21 protein-coding genes are annotated in these 13,098 nt (G+C 33.3%); 20 read left to right on the forward strand and 1 reads right to left on the reverse strand.

All coding sequences use genetic code 11. From position 1 onward, the window contains the following. Positions 1 to 61 precede the first annotated feature (61 nt). The 3 genes from bhDAH_RS02380 (at position 62) to bhDAH_RS02390 (ending at position 3,792) form a co-directional block, all read left to right on the forward strand. Positions 62 to 880: a TIGR00282 family metallophosphoesterase gene (locus bhDAH_RS02380; RefSeq protein WP_043924445.1), complete on the forward strand. Its 819-nt coding sequence runs from the start codon at positions 62 to 64 to the stop codon at positions 878 to 880. A gap of 66 nt (positions 881 to 946) precedes the next feature. Continuing rightward, the gene (gene murA / locus bhDAH_RS02385; protein ID WP_043924446.1) at positions 947 to 2,227 is read left to right on the forward strand and encodes a UDP-N-acetylglucosamine 1-carboxyvinyltransferase; all 1,281 of its coding nucleotides are present in this window, start codon (positions 947 to 949) and stop codon (positions 2,225 to 2,227) included. 218 nt (positions 2,228 to 2,445) lie between these two features. Further along, on the forward strand, positions 2,446 to 3,792 hold the full coding sequence (locus bhDAH_RS02390; protein WP_012422239.1) for an MATE family efflux transporter: 1,347 nt from the start codon (positions 2,446 to 2,448) through the stop codon (positions 3,790 to 3,792). Positions 3,793 to 4,035: 243 nt separating this feature from the next. Here the strand turns inward: bhDAH_RS02390 and bhDAH_RS02395 are convergent, their stop codons facing one another. After that, on the reverse strand, positions 4,036 to 4,410 hold the full coding sequence (locus bhDAH_RS02395) for a hypothetical protein (RefSeq protein WP_417852128.1): 375 nt from the start codon (positions 4,408 to 4,410) through the stop codon (positions 4,036 to 4,038). 404 nt (positions 4,411 to 4,814) lie between these two features. Between bhDAH_RS02395 and tuf the strand changes: the two genes are divergently transcribed. Genes tuf through rpsH form a run of 17 tightly spaced genes read left to right on the forward strand, consistent with a single transcriptional unit; the run spans position 4,815 to position 13,087 of the window. Further along, positions 4,815 to 5,999 (forward strand): elongation factor Tu, encoded by a 1,185-nt coding sequence (gene tuf / locus bhDAH_RS02400; protein WP_012422241.1) that lies wholly within the window; start codon positions 4,815 to 4,817, stop codon positions 5,997 to 5,999. A 46-nt stretch (positions 6,000 to 6,045) separates the two neighbouring features. Continuing rightward, complete coding sequence (gene rpsJ / locus bhDAH_RS02405) at positions 6,046 to 6,357, forward strand: 30S ribosomal protein S10 (protein ID WP_011772424.1); 312 nt, start codon at positions 6,046 to 6,048, stop codon at positions 6,355 to 6,357. A 35-nt stretch (positions 6,358 to 6,392) separates the two neighbouring features. Next, positions 6,393 to 7,022, forward strand: a complete 630-nt coding sequence (gene rplC, locus bhDAH_RS02410; RefSeq protein ID WP_012422242.1) for a 50S ribosomal protein L3 — start codon at positions 6,393 to 6,395, stop codon at positions 7,020 to 7,022. 1 nt (position 7,023) lies between these two features. After that, entirely contained in the window at positions 7,024 to 7,653 is a 630-nt protein-coding gene (gene rplD, locus bhDAH_RS02415) for a 50S ribosomal protein L4 (protein ID WP_043924447.1), read from the forward strand. Between the two features lie 21 nt (positions 7,654 to 7,674). After that, positions 7,675 to 7,971 (forward strand): 50S ribosomal protein L23, encoded by a 297-nt coding sequence (gene rplW, locus bhDAH_RS02420; RefSeq protein ID WP_012422244.1) that lies wholly within the window; start codon positions 7,675 to 7,677, stop codon positions 7,969 to 7,971. 17 nt (positions 7,972 to 7,988) lie between these two features. Next, positions 7,989 to 8,822 carry a 50S ribosomal protein L2 gene (rplB, locus tag bhDAH_RS02425; RefSeq protein ID WP_043924448.1) on the forward strand — a complete coding sequence of 278 codons (834 nt, stop codon included), beginning with the start codon at positions 7,989 to 7,991 and terminating at the stop codon, positions 8,820 to 8,822. A 9-nt stretch (positions 8,823 to 8,831) separates the two neighbouring features. Next, on the forward strand, positions 8,832 to 9,110 hold the full coding sequence (rpsS, locus tag bhDAH_RS02430; RefSeq protein WP_011772429.1) for a 30S ribosomal protein S19: 279 nt from the start codon (positions 8,832 to 8,834) through the stop codon (positions 9,108 to 9,110). 5 nt (positions 9,111 to 9,115) lie between these two features. Continuing rightward, the gene (rplV, locus tag bhDAH_RS02435) at positions 9,116 to 9,478 is read left to right on the forward strand and encodes a 50S ribosomal protein L22 (RefSeq protein WP_012422246.1); all 363 of its coding nucleotides are present in this window, start codon (positions 9,116 to 9,118) and stop codon (positions 9,476 to 9,478) included. Positions 9,479 to 9,481: 3 nt separating this feature from the next. After that, a complete protein-coding gene (gene rpsC, locus bhDAH_RS02440; RefSeq protein WP_012422247.1) occupies positions 9,482 to 10,312 on the forward strand; it encodes a 30S ribosomal protein S3 in 831 nt (276 codons plus the stop codon). Positions 10,313 to 10,331: 19 nt separating this feature from the next. Beyond that, the gene (gene rplP / locus bhDAH_RS02445; protein ID WP_012422248.1) at positions 10,332 to 10,748 is read left to right on the forward strand and encodes a 50S ribosomal protein L16; all 417 of its coding nucleotides are present in this window, start codon (positions 10,332 to 10,334) and stop codon (positions 10,746 to 10,748) included. 3 nt (positions 10,749 to 10,751) lie between these two features. Next, entirely contained in the window at positions 10,752 to 10,952 is a 201-nt protein-coding gene (rpmC, locus tag bhDAH_RS02450; RefSeq protein WP_012422249.1) for a 50S ribosomal protein L29, read from the forward strand. A 5-nt stretch (positions 10,953 to 10,957) separates the two neighbouring features. Further along, positions 10,958 to 11,212 (forward strand): 30S ribosomal protein S17, encoded by a 255-nt coding sequence (rpsQ, locus tag bhDAH_RS02455; protein ID WP_012422250.1) that lies wholly within the window; start codon positions 10,958 to 10,960, stop codon positions 11,210 to 11,212. 30 nt (positions 11,213 to 11,242) lie between these two features. Then, the gene (gene rplN / locus bhDAH_RS02460; RefSeq protein ID WP_025406557.1) at positions 11,243 to 11,611 is read left to right on the forward strand and encodes a 50S ribosomal protein L14; all 369 of its coding nucleotides are present in this window, start codon (positions 11,243 to 11,245) and stop codon (positions 11,609 to 11,611) included. Positions 11,612 to 11,621: 10 nt separating this feature from the next. Then, positions 11,622 to 11,927: a 50S ribosomal protein L24 gene (gene rplX, locus bhDAH_RS02465; protein WP_012422252.1), complete on the forward strand. Its 306-nt coding sequence runs from the start codon at positions 11,622 to 11,624 to the stop codon at positions 11,925 to 11,927. Positions 11,928 to 11,930: 3 nt separating this feature from the next. Beyond that, the gene (gene rplE, locus bhDAH_RS02470) at positions 11,931 to 12,479 is read left to right on the forward strand and encodes a 50S ribosomal protein L5 (RefSeq protein ID WP_012422253.1); all 549 of its coding nucleotides are present in this window, start codon (positions 11,931 to 11,933) and stop codon (positions 12,477 to 12,479) included. A gap of 14 nt (positions 12,480 to 12,493) precedes the next feature. After that, on the forward strand, positions 12,494 to 12,679 hold the full coding sequence (locus bhDAH_RS02475) for a type Z 30S ribosomal protein S14 (RefSeq protein WP_011772438.1): 186 nt from the start codon (positions 12,494 to 12,496) through the stop codon (positions 12,677 to 12,679). Positions 12,680 to 12,688: 9 nt separating this feature from the next. Further along, the gene (gene rpsH, locus bhDAH_RS02480; RefSeq protein WP_012422254.1) at positions 12,689 to 13,087 is read left to right on the forward strand and encodes a 30S ribosomal protein S8; all 399 of its coding nucleotides are present in this window, start codon (positions 12,689 to 12,691) and stop codon (positions 13,085 to 13,087) included. Positions 13,088 to 13,098: the final 11 nt, after the last annotated feature.

Genomic DNA, 13,098 nt, shown 5'->3' on the forward strand with positions numbered 1-13,098 from the left:
TTTTTTTTAAAAATATTATTTCTAAGTTTTTTAATCTGGATAAATAAAGAGAGAGGCTTTGGTGAGTTTGCGGATTTTAGTTGCTGGGGAAGTTATAGGCAAGCCTGGCATTATTGTGATGAAGAATTTTTTGTCTTCTTTTAAACAAAGAAATGGCATTGATTTTGTGATATCTGGTAATAATTTTACTACAGGGTTTCGAGGCCTGTGTAAAAGACATGCATTTTTGCTAAAAAAGTATGGTATTGATGTTTTGACTTTAGGAGAAAATGCGTTTGTAAGAGCTGGACTTAGCGATGAACTTGATAAATATAATTTTATTTTAAAACCTTTAAATTGTCCTGCCAAATTAAAAGGTTATTCTTATTTTATTTACAATGTTAATGGCAGTAAGGTTGCCGTAATTAGACTTGTTGGACAGACAGGAATTACAAAATATAATTTTAATAATCCTTTTTTTGCTTTTGATTATTTTTACGAAAAAATTAAGTTGCATACTAATAATATAATTGTACTCTTTGATTCAAATACTACTGCTGAGGTTAATGCCATGTTTTTTTATCTAAAATCTAGAGTTAGTGCTTGTCTGGGTATTGGGAAGAGAATATTAACAGCAGATCTTAGAATTTTTGATCATACTGCAGTTATTACTGATCTTGGTAGAGTTGGCAGTTTAAATAGTGTTATTGGATACGCACCTAAATTTGAGATAGATAAATTCTTACGAGGTTTTTTAAATAATCGATTTACTGAATCTTGGGATGGGCTTGGTTTTAATGGTGTTATAGTTGAGATTAATGATGGGAAAGCTGTGATGGTTGAAGTTGTAAGGGAATACATCGATTTTGATGCTAGTCTTGAGAATAGTAATAACGTTTAAAACGACACCTTTAATTTTCTAAAATGTGTTTTATTGATGCAAGCTTTGTTTAGTTTGGAGGTAATAATGTATAGCTATCTTTTAGAGGGTGGTTTTAAAATAGGTGGAAAGATAACAGCTAGTGGAAATAAGAATGCAGCTTTGCCTTGCATTGTAGCGGCATTGCTTACAGATGAGGAAGTTATTTTAGATAATGTTCCAGATATTAAAGATGTAGAAGTTATTTTGCAAATTTTAAAGGACATAGGGGTTGAGGCGTTAAGGGAAGGTAATATCCTTAAAATTAAGGCTTTAAATATTATGAAAACTGAGTTAGATTCTTCCTTGACAGATTTAATTAGAGCCTCAATTTTGTTGGTGGGACCTATACTTGCTAGGTGTGGGAGAATCGATATTGCTCCCCCTGGTGGAGATGTTATTGGCAAAAGGCGTCTTGATACTCATTTTTATGGACTTGGTAAGCTTGGTGCTAAGTTAATAGAGAATAAACGGATTGTTTTAGAAATAGATAAATTGGTTGGTGCTGAGATGTTTTTAGATGAGGCATCAGTTACTGCCACTGAGAATATTATTATGGCCGCTGTTCTTGCTGTTGGTGAGACAGTGATAATGAATGCTGCATGTGAACCGCATGTGCAAGATTTATGTAGCATGTTGAATGCTATGGGTGCTGATATTTCTGGTATTGGTTCTAATATGCTTAGAATAAAGGGCGTAAAAAAATTAAGTGGAACTAGATTTCGCATAGGTGCTGATTTCATGCAGGTAGGTTCTTTAATTAGTCTTTCTGCATTAACAGGGGGTGAGCTTGAGATTAACAAGGCTGATCCTAAGAATTTTATCTTAATAAGACATGTATATTCAAGGCTTGGCATTAATTTTGAGTATGACAACGAAAATATATATGTTAAGGAAAAACAGTCTTTAAAGGTGAAATTAGATTTTGGGGGACATATTCCCAAGATTGATGACGGACCGTGGCCAGCTTTCCCAACAGATCTTATGAGTATAATGATAGTAACTGCAACTCAAGTTCAAGGAACTGTTCTTATTTTTGAGAAAATGTTTGAATCAAGAATGTTTTTTGTAGACAAGCTTATTAAAATGGGTGCTCAGATCGTTCTTTGTGATCCCCATCGTGTGGTAGTTACAGGGAAAACTATTCTTAAGGGAAGTAATGTGTCCTCTCCTGATGTTAGGGCTGGTATGTCTTTGCTTATTGCAGCTCTTTGTGCTAAGGGTGAGAGTCGTATTCAAAATGTTTATCAAATTGAGAGGGGATATGAGGATGTTGTTACCAAGTTAAGTTCTCTGGGAGCAAAGATTAAGAGAGTGAAAGAGCAATAAATTTTATTTTTATTAGGTAAAAGTAAGCTTGCCTTTTTAAGAAAGGCAAGATAATAGAATGTTATTTTTAGTGTTATCCAGATTTATGGGTTAGTCATGTGTTTTACATAAGTTTCACAATCTATTTTATTTATTTGTTTTTTTAGAGTTGAATAAAAGCGTGCTTTTTCATAAAACTTGCCAATTTGTCAGTATAATAGAATGCAAGGTATATTTTTATGTCAATAAGTAGGACTAAAATTAGAAAATTAATATTGGAAGACAATTTATATCGAGTGCTTTTAGTTATCAGTTTTCCTATCGTGGCAACTAATGTGTTTCAGGCTTTTTATGAATTTGCAGATATGTTTTATGTTGGGAAGCTTGGGGCTATGCCGCTTGCTGCATTATCTCTTACTGGGCCTATTAATTTCCTTATTATGGTTTTTGCTATGGGAATGGCTACAGGAAGCGTATCGTTAATGTCTAGATGTATTGGGGAAGAGACTTTTGCTAAGTTTTCAAAATATGCAGGGCAATTGATATTTTTAAATTTTGTATTGTCTTTATTTGTTACAGTTTTAGTTTTAATATTTATAGATCTTATTTTAGATGTTATGGGTGTAAGTGGCGAGCTTAAAGAGCTTGCAAAATCTTATTTTTATGTTGTAATCTATGCGATACCCATAATGTTTTTAAGTATTGCTGTTGTATACATATTAAATGCTCAAGGCGAGACTGTCATTTCAATGATGCTAATTTTGGTTGCAAATATTATTAATTTTATTCTTGATCCAATTTTAATGTTTACTTGTAATTTAGGTATTGCTGGTGCTGCTTGGTCTACTCTTTTTGCAAAATTAATGACAGTTTTTTCTTATCTTTTTTTTACTTATAGACTAAATTGTGGACTTAAAGTGCGCTTAAAGGATATTGTTCCAGATATTGCTATAATAAAAAATATTATTAACTTAGGTCTTCCAGCGGCTTTTGGCCATGTTATGGCTTCTTTGTCGTTTTTAATTTTTAATTATATTGTAATTCAAATTGGCTCAAAATTTTTAGCTGCTTATGGCATGGCCAATAATATTATTTCTTTTTTACTTCTTCCTGGAATGAGTATTGGTACTGGAATTGTTTCAATTGTTGGACAAAATCTTGGTGCAAAAAATATTAGCAGGGTAGAAGATACTTTAAAAAAGGGATTTCTTGTTACCTTAATAATAATGATCACAGTTGCATCGTTCATAATATCTTTTAGAGAGATTATAATAAAGATTTTCACAGATGATTTAGAAGTTTTTGATTATGCTAATCGTTATTTATTATTGGCATCAATTGGAACTGTTGGATTTGGATTGCAACAAGTTTTTTTTGGAGGATTGATAGGCGTAGGACTTACAAAGATTGTTATGATTGTTAGTTGTATTCGTCTTTGGATTGTTCGCTTGCCAGTTGTGTTTATCTTTCAATATTTTGGAGTTATAGAAGATTCGTTGGGATATGCTTTTATAATTTCAAATTATGTGGCTTTAATTATTGTGTTGTGTTTGACTTTTACTAGATATTGGATGAAAATACAGTAATATTAATTTATAAATTGGGATTGATTTACATCATATTTTAACTTAAGTTCTTTAGTTCAAGATGCTAAGGGCTTGCCAAAGAGCATTATTTTTAATAATTCTTACCAGAAAAAAATATAATCAATTTAATGAGCATGTTTTGGTTCATTTTATGTTAGTTTTATGTTGGTTGGATTAAAAATCAAGAGTGAATAATATTTATATTAGGAATAGAGAAATTATATAAAATTGGATATTGATAAATTAATCTTGTTTTAAAAATATATAAAATATATTTTTTTGTTTCTTGTTGATATTGATATTTAGTTTAAAAGTTTTTTCTTCTTCTGCTTTAATGCCTTCTTTAATTAGATGACCGGTTTTATTTCCTTTCTTAAAAATTGCTAATGAATTTTGCTTTATATCTGTTTTTCTGTTGTTTTTAAGAGTAATGATTAATTCGTTTTTATTGTTAGTATGAAATCTTATAATTTCAATCTTTTCTGTATTTTTCTTTATGCTGATAATATGGGTAATATCTCTGCTGATTTCTTTTGATTTTACGGAATTGTTTTTTATACATGATATAGTTATGGATACAATGAGTATTGTAATACTGTTTAATAGTCTATGTTTCAAATTGTGTCGTGACATATTGTTATTTTATTGTAATCCTTTAACCGTAATCTTAGAATAATCGGTAAATTTTAATATTCATATCATTATTTTCTTAAAATTTACCTTGTCTTTATGATTGTCAACTGTGCATTAGCACAATATTGCTTGTTTTGTATATTTTATATTAAGACATTAAACGTATTGACTATATTTTAAATAATATGTAGACTAATAGAGTTATTAAGAATTCTTTTAGAAAAACACGAAAAATCGGGTCAATTTCTAAGAAGTTATGTTTTTTAAATATAGTAGTTTTACTTATTTTATGATTGTTGTATCTTAATGAAGAAACAAGGTAGAATTCTTAAAATAAGAGTTTTGAAGAATAGGTAAAAATTGAGAGTATAAATTTTGGGAGGTGATTCATGGCTAAGGAAGTTTTTCAGAGAACAAAGCCGCATATGAATGTGGGTACAATAGGGCATGTTGACCATGGTAAGACAACATTAACAGCAGCTATTAGTATTTATTGTTCAAAGGTAAATAAAGATGCTAAGGCGCTCAAGTATGAAGATATTGATAATGCGCCTGAAGAGAAAGCAAGAGGAATAACAATTAATGCCAGACATATTGAGTATGAAACTGCTGGTAGGCATTATGCTCACGTTGATTGTCCCGGACACGCTGACTATATTAAAAATATGATTACAGGTGCAGCTCAGATGGATGCGGCAATATTGCTGGTTGCTGCTGATAGTGGAGCAGAGCCTCAGACAAAAGAACATTTACTTCTTGCGCAGCGAATGGGAATAAAGAAAATAATAGTGTTTTTAAATAAATTAGATTTAGCAGATCCTGAACTTGTTGAACTTGTTGAAGTTGAAGTTTTGGAACTTGTTGAAAAATATGGATTCCCTGGCGATACACCAATAGTCAAGGGTTCGGCTTTTGGGGCTATGTCAAATCCTGATGATCCTGAAGCTACAAAATGCATAAAGGAACTTCTTGAAACTATGGATAGTTATTTTGATCTTCCTGAGAGAGATATTGATAAGCCATTTTTGCTTGCTATTGAAGATGTTTTCTCTATCTCTGGACGTGGTACTGTTGCTACTGGTCGTATTGAAAGAGGTATTATTAAGGTTGGACAAGAAGTTGAAATCGTTGGAATTAGAGAAACCAGAAAGACAACTGTTACTGGTGTTGAAATGTTTCAAAAGATTCTTGAGCAAGGTGAGGCAGGGGATAATGTTGGTCTTTTGTTAAGAGGTGTTGATAAAAAGGATGTTGAGAGAGGTCAGGTTATTGCTGCTATTGGTACAATTACTCCTCATAAAAAGTTCAAGGCTTCTATATATTGTCTAACTAAGGAAGAAGGCGGAAGACATAAACCATTCTTTTCAGGATATAGACCACAGTTTTTCTTTAGAACAACTGATGTTACAGGTATGGTTAGCTTAGAGGGCAAGGAAATGGTTATGCCTGGAGATAATGTTGACATTGTTGTTGAACTTATATCTTTAATAGCTATGGATAAAAATGTTGAGTTTGCTGTTAGAGAAGGTGGTAGAACAGTTGCTTCAGGAAGGATTCTTGAAATATTGGAATAGTGTAGGGTTTAGAGGTTTTTATATCTCTAAAGTTTAGGAGAATAAATTGATTACTAAAGATAAGATACGGGTAAGACTTTTTAGTTTTGATGTTAAGATATTGGATCAGAGCGCTGAATCTATTGTTAGGGCTGTTCAAAAGTCTAAGGCACAAATTAAAGGTCCTATTCCTTTGCCGACAAAGATAAAGAAATATACTGTTTTGCGTTCTCCTCATGTTAATAAAAAATCAAGAGAACAGTTTGAAATGAGAACTCATAAGAGGCTTATTGATATTTTAGAGCCTACTTCTGCTTTGATGGATTCTTTAATGAAATTAGAGCTTCCTGCAGGAGTGGAGGTTGATATTAAGCAGTAAATAGATTTTTTAAGTTATGAATTTGAGGTGTTTTAATGTTGGGATTGATTGGAAAAAAAGTTGGCATGACGCAGGTCTTTCAAGGCAATGGAGTTGTGGTGCCTGTGACGGTGATAGAATTTGAGCCCAATTATATTATAGGAAAAAAGACGGTAGAGAGAGATGGGTATGATGCTCTGATAATGGGCTCTGTCGATCTTAAGAGTTCTAAAATTTCAAAACCTATAAAAGGTCAATATAAAAACCTAGAAAATGTTGAGCCTAAGAAATATGTGATAGAATTTAAAGGACTTAAAGGTTATGATGCTGGTGATGAGGTTGGCCTTGATGCTTTTAAAGAGATTAAGTATGTAGATATTACTGGTACTACTAAAGGTAAAGGTTTTCAAGGGGCTATGAAGAGACATAATTTTAGTGGTGGTCCATCTTCGCATGGTTCTAAGTTTCATAGACATCTTGGTAGTACAGGTCAAGCTGCTACACCTTCTAGAACCTTTAAGGGCACTAAAATGGCTGGCAGAATGGGTGGAGAGCAACAAACTATTCAAAATCTTGAAGTTGTTTTTATTGATGAGGAGAAAAGAGCCATTTTGGTAAAAGGAGCTGTGCCAGGAGTTAAGGGTTCTTTTGTTATTGTTAAAAAGGCAAAAAAAGTGGGTGTTTAGTATGGAAAGAAAAGTTTTTTCTAAGGATGGACAAGAACTTCGAACTATAGATTTAGAGGATAGAGTTTTTAATATAGATATTAGTTATGGTTCTATATATAATGCTATTAATAATGAGCTAGCTAATCTTAGAGTTGGAACAGCTTCAACTAAAACTAGGTCTGAGGTTAGGGGTAGTTCAAAGAAGCCTTGGAAACAAAAAGGCACAGGACGTGCAAGGGTTGGTACCAAGAGGAATCCAATTTGGGTTGGTGGAGGTATAGCTTTAGGGCCAAAACCAAGGGACTATAGTTATAAGCTTCCAAGGAAAGTTAAACGACTTGCTTTTAGATCTGTTTTAAGTTTATGTGCATCTGCAGAAGATAGATTAAAGATCGTTGAAAATTTTACTATTGAATCAGGAAAAACAAGAGAGCTTGCTTCGATAATGAAGCATTTTGTAAAGATTAATGGTAAAACAGTAATTTTATTGGGCAATGATGATCAGATGGTTAAAAGAGCAGGACGCAATATAAGAGATTTAAAGATTTTATCGTTCAATAGACTTAGAGTTGTTGATTTATTTTATGCTAAAAATTTAATAGCGCTTGAGTCTGCTGTTAATGGGCTTAATGAGCTTTATGTTAAATAAGATGGATAGTAGGGATGAGTTATGAAAGCTTATGATATAATAATTTCGCCTATGCTTACTGAGAAAACTAATATTCAAAGAGAGAATATGAATGTTTATGCTTTTAAGGTTAAAAAGCAAGCAAATAAAAAAGAGATTGGTGCTGCTATTAAGGAACTTTTTAATGTTACTCCAATGTCATGTAATTTGCTTAATGTTAAGAGCAAGGTTAAAACGGTTGTGTCAAGAAAAGGTTATCCTATTGGCAAAGGGAAAACTTCTTCATGGAAAAAGGCGTATGTTTATCTTAAAAAAGAAGATAAGATAGATATTTTTTAGTAGGTTTGGAGAAAAATATGGGTATTAAGACTTATAGGCCAAAAACTTCATCTTTGCGTTATAAGACAACTTTATCATTTGATGAGTTGAGTAAGGGTAATAACCCTTTGAAGTCTTTAACTAGAGGGAAGGTATCTAGGGCTGGAAGAGATTCTTCTGGAAGAATTAGTGTTAGAAGAAGAGGTGGAGGACATAAGAGACGGTATAGAGAGATTGACTTTGGCAGAAGGGATAAGTTCGGTATACCTGCTCGAGTTGTATCTATTGAGTATGATCCAAATAGAAGTTCTAATATAGCTTTGCTTGTTTACAAAGATGGGGATAAGAGATATATTATTGCTCCTAAAGGAATTAAAGTCGGCGATATTTTAGAGAGCGGTCCAAATTCCCCAATAAGGATTGGTAATGCTTTGCCACTTGAGAATATTCCTGTTGGTAAGACAGTGCATAACATTGAGCTTAATATTGGAAAAGGTGGACAGCTTGTAAGAGGTGCTGGGGGATATGCGATGGTGCTTGCTTCTGAGGGAGATTATGTAACAGTTAAGCTTCCATCAGGCGAGATGCGCATGATTTTTAAGAAATGCATGGCAACTCTTGGAGAAGTTGGAAATGAAGATTACGTAAATGTTTCTATTGGTAAGGCTGGTAAGAGTAGATGGCTTGGCAGAAGGCCTAAAGTAAGAGGTGTTGCGATGAATCCTGTAGACCATCCGCATGGAGGTGGTGAGGGTAAGACTTCTGGTGGTCGTCATCCTGTATCACCTTGGGGGCAGCCAACTAAGGGATATAAGACCCGGAAGAAAAAGAAGTATTCAGATAAATTTATCATTAAAAGAAGAAATAAGTAGGAGTGTGTAGTGGCAAGATCTATTAAAAAAGGACCTTTTATAGAAAAAAGTCTTTATCAAAAAGTTTTGGCCTCTTCTGGCAGAGAGAAAAGGGTAGTAATTAAAACCTATTCCAGAGCCTCAACAATAATTCCTGAGATGGTAAGTCTTACTATATCTGTTTACAATGGGAAGTCTTTTATTCCTGTGTATATTACTGAGGATCTTGTTGGGCATAAGCTTGGAGAATTTTCACCTACAAGAATTTTTAGAGGACATGCTAAATCAGATAAGAAGGGAAGGAAGTAGAGTTTATGTTTGTAAATAGAAGATATACTGCAAGAGGCAAGAATTTGCCATCTTCTCCAAAAAAAGTAAGGCCTATAGCCGATAATATACGAGGCAAACCTTATACTGAGGCCGTTGCAATACTTTATTCTATGCCCAATAAAGGTGCTAAACTTTTAGGTAAAGTGGTCAAGTCAGCAGCATCGAATGCTATGTATCATAATAGGAATCTTTCTGAAGATATGATATTTGTAAAGACAGTCATGGTAGACGATGGAAGAAAGCGTAGAAGCATTTGGCCTAGAGCTAGAGGTAGAGCAGACAGGCTTGTTAATAGAAGTTGTCATATTTTTGTTGAAGTTTATGAAAAGATGTATGGTGGAGAATAAGATATGGGTCAAAAAGTACATCCTTACAGTTTAAGAATTAAGATTAATAGGGATTGGAAATCAAAGTGGTATTTTGATAAAAAATTATATTCTGAGATTCTTCACGAAGATTTCTTAATAAGACGAGAAACTATGAAGTTTTTTAAAGGAATTAGATTTGATATTTCTGACATAGAGATTATTAGAAATAATCTTCAAAGAGTGACAGTAGTAGTCTCTACCCCAAGACCTGGTTCTGTTATTGGAGTTAAGGGTGCCAATCTTGAAAAGATTGGGCAGTTATTAACTAGAAAAATATCTAAAAAGATTAATATTAAAATAAAAGAGATTAAGAAGCCAGAATTTGATGCGCAAATTGTTGCTAATGGAATAGCAAAGCAGCTTGAGAATAGAGCTTCTTATAGGAAACTTTTAAAGTCTTCGCTTTTATCTTCTATTTCCAAAGGTGTTCAAGGTGTAAAAATTAAGGTTTCAGGCAGACTTGGTGGAGCTGAGATTGCCAGAAGTTTTGAAGTTAAAGAAGGACGGGTTCCTTTACATACTCTTAGAGCTAATATAGACTATGGTTTTGCCGAGGCTCAAACAACTTATGGTGTTATTGGTGTTAAAGTTTGGTTGTTTAAGGGAGAAGTTTTAGGAAAACAGACTAATTCAGATGCTGGTCAGGTAATTAACAGAAAATCTTCAAGAGAAAAGAGTGAGCATTTTGACAGAAGTAGAGTAGATGATAGGGGTAGAAAAGTTTTAAATGACGATAAATTTTCTAAGGAAAAATTAGAACTTGGATCTAAATCCAATAATGATTTTAAAAAGAAAAATGGTTCTGATGTCTAGAATCTTTAAGGAGCGTTAAATGTTAAGTCCTAAGAAGGTTAAATATAGAAAGAAGCAAAGAGGAAGACTTTCTGGAGAGGCTCATAAGGGTAATAAAATATCTTTTGGAGAATATGGACTTGTTTCTCTTGATACATATTTTATTACTGCAAGGCAAATTGAAGCAGCCCGTGTTGCTATGACTCGTAGGGTTAAAAGGGGAGGTAAGGTTTGGATCAGAATATTTCCAGATGTGCCTTATACTAAGAAGCCGGCTGAAACTAGAATGGGTAAGGGTAAGGGAGGAGTTGATCATTGGAATGCTCCTGTTAAGATTGGGACTGTTATGTTTGAGATGGCTGGAGTGCCTAGAGAGCTTGCTGAGGCAGCAATGATGCTTGCCAGTTCTAAGCTCCCGGTTAAGACTACATTTGTAGTAAGGCGAGATTTGAGGTGAATTATGTTAAAAAAATTTAAGGATCTTACTCTTGAGGATATGAAAGCTAGGAGATTGGCTTTAAGAAAGGAATATATGGATTTAAGATTTAAGGCTGTGGTTGGTCATGTTGAGAATCCTTTAAAAAAACGAGAGCTGAGGCGAGACATTGCAAGGCTTAATACAATAATTCATGAATATGCAATAGGTATTAGGAAGGTTTAAGTATTATGGCAAGGGAAAATAAGAAAGATCTAATTGGAAAGGTTGTTAGTGATAAGATGAGTAAAACAATAGTTGTTGAGATTGTTCAAAGAAAAATGCATCCTATCTATCATAAGTACTTAAAAGTGAGTAGACGAGTTAAAGCTCATGATGAGAGAGAAGAATCAAGACTTGGAGATAAGGTAAGAATTATTGAGTCCAGGCCTATTAGTAAAGAGAAAAGATGGATGCTTGTTGAAATCCTGGAGAGGTCAAAGTAATTCCAGTCATTTTTATAGAGGAGATTGATTATGGTGCAGATACAGACATATTTAACAGTTGCTGATAATACTGGTGGTAAGATCGCACAGTGCATAAAAGTTCTTGGTGGAAGTAAAAAACGATATGCTAGGGTTGGAGACATAATAGTTGTTGCTGTGAAACAAGCAATTCCCAATTCACCTGTTAAGAAGGGAGATGTGCATAAAGCTGTAGTTGTTAGAACATCAAAAGAGATAAGACGTAAAAATGGGACTTATGTTAGATTTGATGATAATGCATGTGTTATACTTGATGCTAATTTAAATCCAAGAGGTAAGAGAGTTTTTGGACCTGTTGCAAGGGAGCTAAGAGATGCTAACTTTATGAAAGTTGTTTCATTAGCTTCAGAGGTAATATAAGGGGCTATTTATGAAGACAAAATTGAAAGTAGGTGATAATGTAAAGATTCTTTGTGGTAAGGATAGAGGGAAGACGGGTGAAATTGTTAGCATAGATAGAAAAAATCTTAAGGTTGTTGTCAAGTCTTGTAATATGGTTAAAAAAGTTATCAAGGCAAGAACCCCTCAAGAAAAGAGCAAGATAATTGATAAAGAAGCACCTGTAGACATTTCAAATGTAATGTTATTTTCAAATGGTATAACTTCAAGAGTAGGGATTAAATTTGAAAATAAAGAAAAAAAGAGATACCTTAAAAAGAATGGGGAGAATGTTTAGCTTATGAGTTATGTTCCTGAGTTAAAGAGGCATTATAAAGATAACGTTATAAAAGAGCTTGTTAGTGAATTTCAATATAAGTCTATTATGCAGGCGCCAAAAATAGAGAAAATTGTTGTTTCTATGGGAGTAGGTGATGCTGTTAAGAATAAAAAGCTTTTAGATTCAGCTATTTCTGAGCTTAGTCAAATTACTGGGCAACGGGCTGTTAAGACAAAGGCTAAGAAAGCTATTGCTGGATTTAAGATTAGACAAGGTCAAGATATAGGAGCTAAGGTTACGCTTCGGGGTAATATTATGTATGAGTTTTTATATAAACTTATTAATTTAGCGTTGCCTCGTGTTAAAGATTTTAGAGGTGTAGATGGCAATGCTTTTGATGGTAATGGTAATTACTCTTTTGGGATAGCAGAGCAAATAATATTTTCTGAGATAGATTATGATAAAATAGAGAGGATATCTGGCTTAAACGTTACGATAGTAACTACGGCTTTAAACGACAAAGAGGGTAAAGCTTTGCTTTCTAAGTTTGGTATGCCATTTAGTAATTAAAGGAGTTTTTATTTATGGCTAAAAAATCAATGATAGTTAAGGCCTTACGAAAGCCAAAATATAAAACAAGGCAAAAGAATAGATGTAAGTTATGTGGGCGTCCAAAGGGGTATATGAGAGATTTTGGTATGTGTCGTATATGCTTTAGGAATCATGCATCTGCAGGATTAATTCCTGGTGTCTCAAAATCAAGCTGGTAAGGAGAATTTATGGCTGTTACGCATTCAGTGGGAGATATGTTAACTAAGATAAGAAATGCAAGTAGGGTGAAGCATGAGTCTGTAGACTTAAAGATGTCTAAAATAAATAAGTCTATCTTAGACATCTTAAGGGAAGAAGGGTATATTAAGGGTTATAATATTTTTGATAATAAGGGCATTTCTTTTATTAAAGCAATACTAAATTATGATAGTAAGAGAAATCCGGCTATAAATAGAATAGATGCTATTTCAACTCCTGGTAGAAAAGTTTATTCTTCATACAAGAATATGCCAAGAATAAAAAATGGATATGGCATATTGATAGTATCTTCTTCAAAAGGTGTTATTACTGGCAAGCAAGCTAAAGATAATAAAGTAGGTGGTGAGCTAATTTGCTCAGTTTGGTAAGGTTTAAGAGG

The sequence above is a fragment of the Borrelia hermsii DAH genome (assembly GCF_023035675.1).
Classification (GTDB): Bacteria; Spirochaetota; Spirochaetia; order Borreliales; family Borreliaceae; genus Borrelia; species Borrelia hermsii.

What these genes read in the sequence shown, in the direction of transcription:
- murA (WP_043924446.1), top strand. Translation starts at nt 947, where the DNA reads ATGTATAGCTATCTTTTAGAGGGTGGTTTTAAAATAGGTGGAAAGATA.
- bhDAH_RS02390 (WP_012422239.1), top strand. Translation starts at nt 2,446, where the DNA reads ATGTCAATAAGTAGGACTAAAATTAGAAAATTAATATTGGAAGACAAT.
- tuf (WP_012422241.1), top strand. Translation starts at nt 4,815, where the DNA reads ATGGCTAAGGAAGTTTTTCAGAGAACAAAGCCGCATATGAATGTGGGT.
- rplC (WP_012422242.1), top strand. Translation starts at nt 6,393, where the DNA reads ATGTTGGGATTGATTGGAAAAAAAGTTGGCATGACGCAGGTCTTTCAA.
- rplD (WP_043924447.1), top strand. Translation starts at nt 7,024, where the DNA reads ATGGAAAGAAAAGTTTTTTCTAAGGATGGACAAGAACTTCGAACTATA.
- rplW (WP_012422244.1), top strand. Translation starts at nt 7,675, where the DNA reads ATGAAAGCTTATGATATAATAATTTCGCCTATGCTTACTGAGAAAACT.
- rplB (WP_043924448.1), top strand. Translation starts at nt 7,989, where the DNA reads ATGGGTATTAAGACTTATAGGCCAAAAACTTCATCTTTGCGTTATAAG.
- rplV (WP_012422246.1), top strand. Translation starts at nt 9,116, where the DNA reads ATGTTTGTAAATAGAAGATATACTGCAAGAGGCAAGAATTTGCCATCT.
- rpsC (WP_012422247.1), top strand. Translation starts at nt 9,482, where the DNA reads ATGGGTCAAAAAGTACATCCTTACAGTTTAAGAATTAAGATTAATAGG.
- rplP (WP_012422248.1), top strand. Translation starts at nt 10,332, where the DNA reads ATGTTAAGTCCTAAGAAGGTTAAATATAGAAAGAAGCAAAGAGGAAGA.
- rpmC (WP_012422249.1), top strand. Translation starts at nt 10,752, where the DNA reads ATGTTAAAAAAATTTAAGGATCTTACTCTTGAGGATATGAAAGCTAGG.
- rpsQ (WP_012422250.1), top strand. Translation starts at nt 10,958, where the DNA reads ATGGCAAGGGAAAATAAGAAAGATCTAATTGGAAAGGTTGTTAGTGAT.
- rplN (WP_025406557.1), top strand. Translation starts at nt 11,243, where the DNA reads ATGGTGCAGATACAGACATATTTAACAGTTGCTGATAATACTGGTGGT.
- rplX (WP_012422252.1), top strand. Translation starts at nt 11,622, where the DNA reads ATGAAGACAAAATTGAAAGTAGGTGATAATGTAAAGATTCTTTGTGGT.
- rplE (WP_012422253.1), top strand. Translation starts at nt 11,931, where the DNA reads ATGAGTTATGTTCCTGAGTTAAAGAGGCATTATAAAGATAACGTTATA.
- bhDAH_RS02475 (WP_011772438.1), top strand. Translation starts at nt 12,494, where the DNA reads ATGGCTAAAAAATCAATGATAGTTAAGGCCTTACGAAAGCCAAAATAT.
- rpsH (WP_012422254.1), top strand. Translation starts at nt 12,689, where the DNA reads ATGGCTGTTACGCATTCAGTGGGAGATATGTTAACTAAGATAAGAAAT.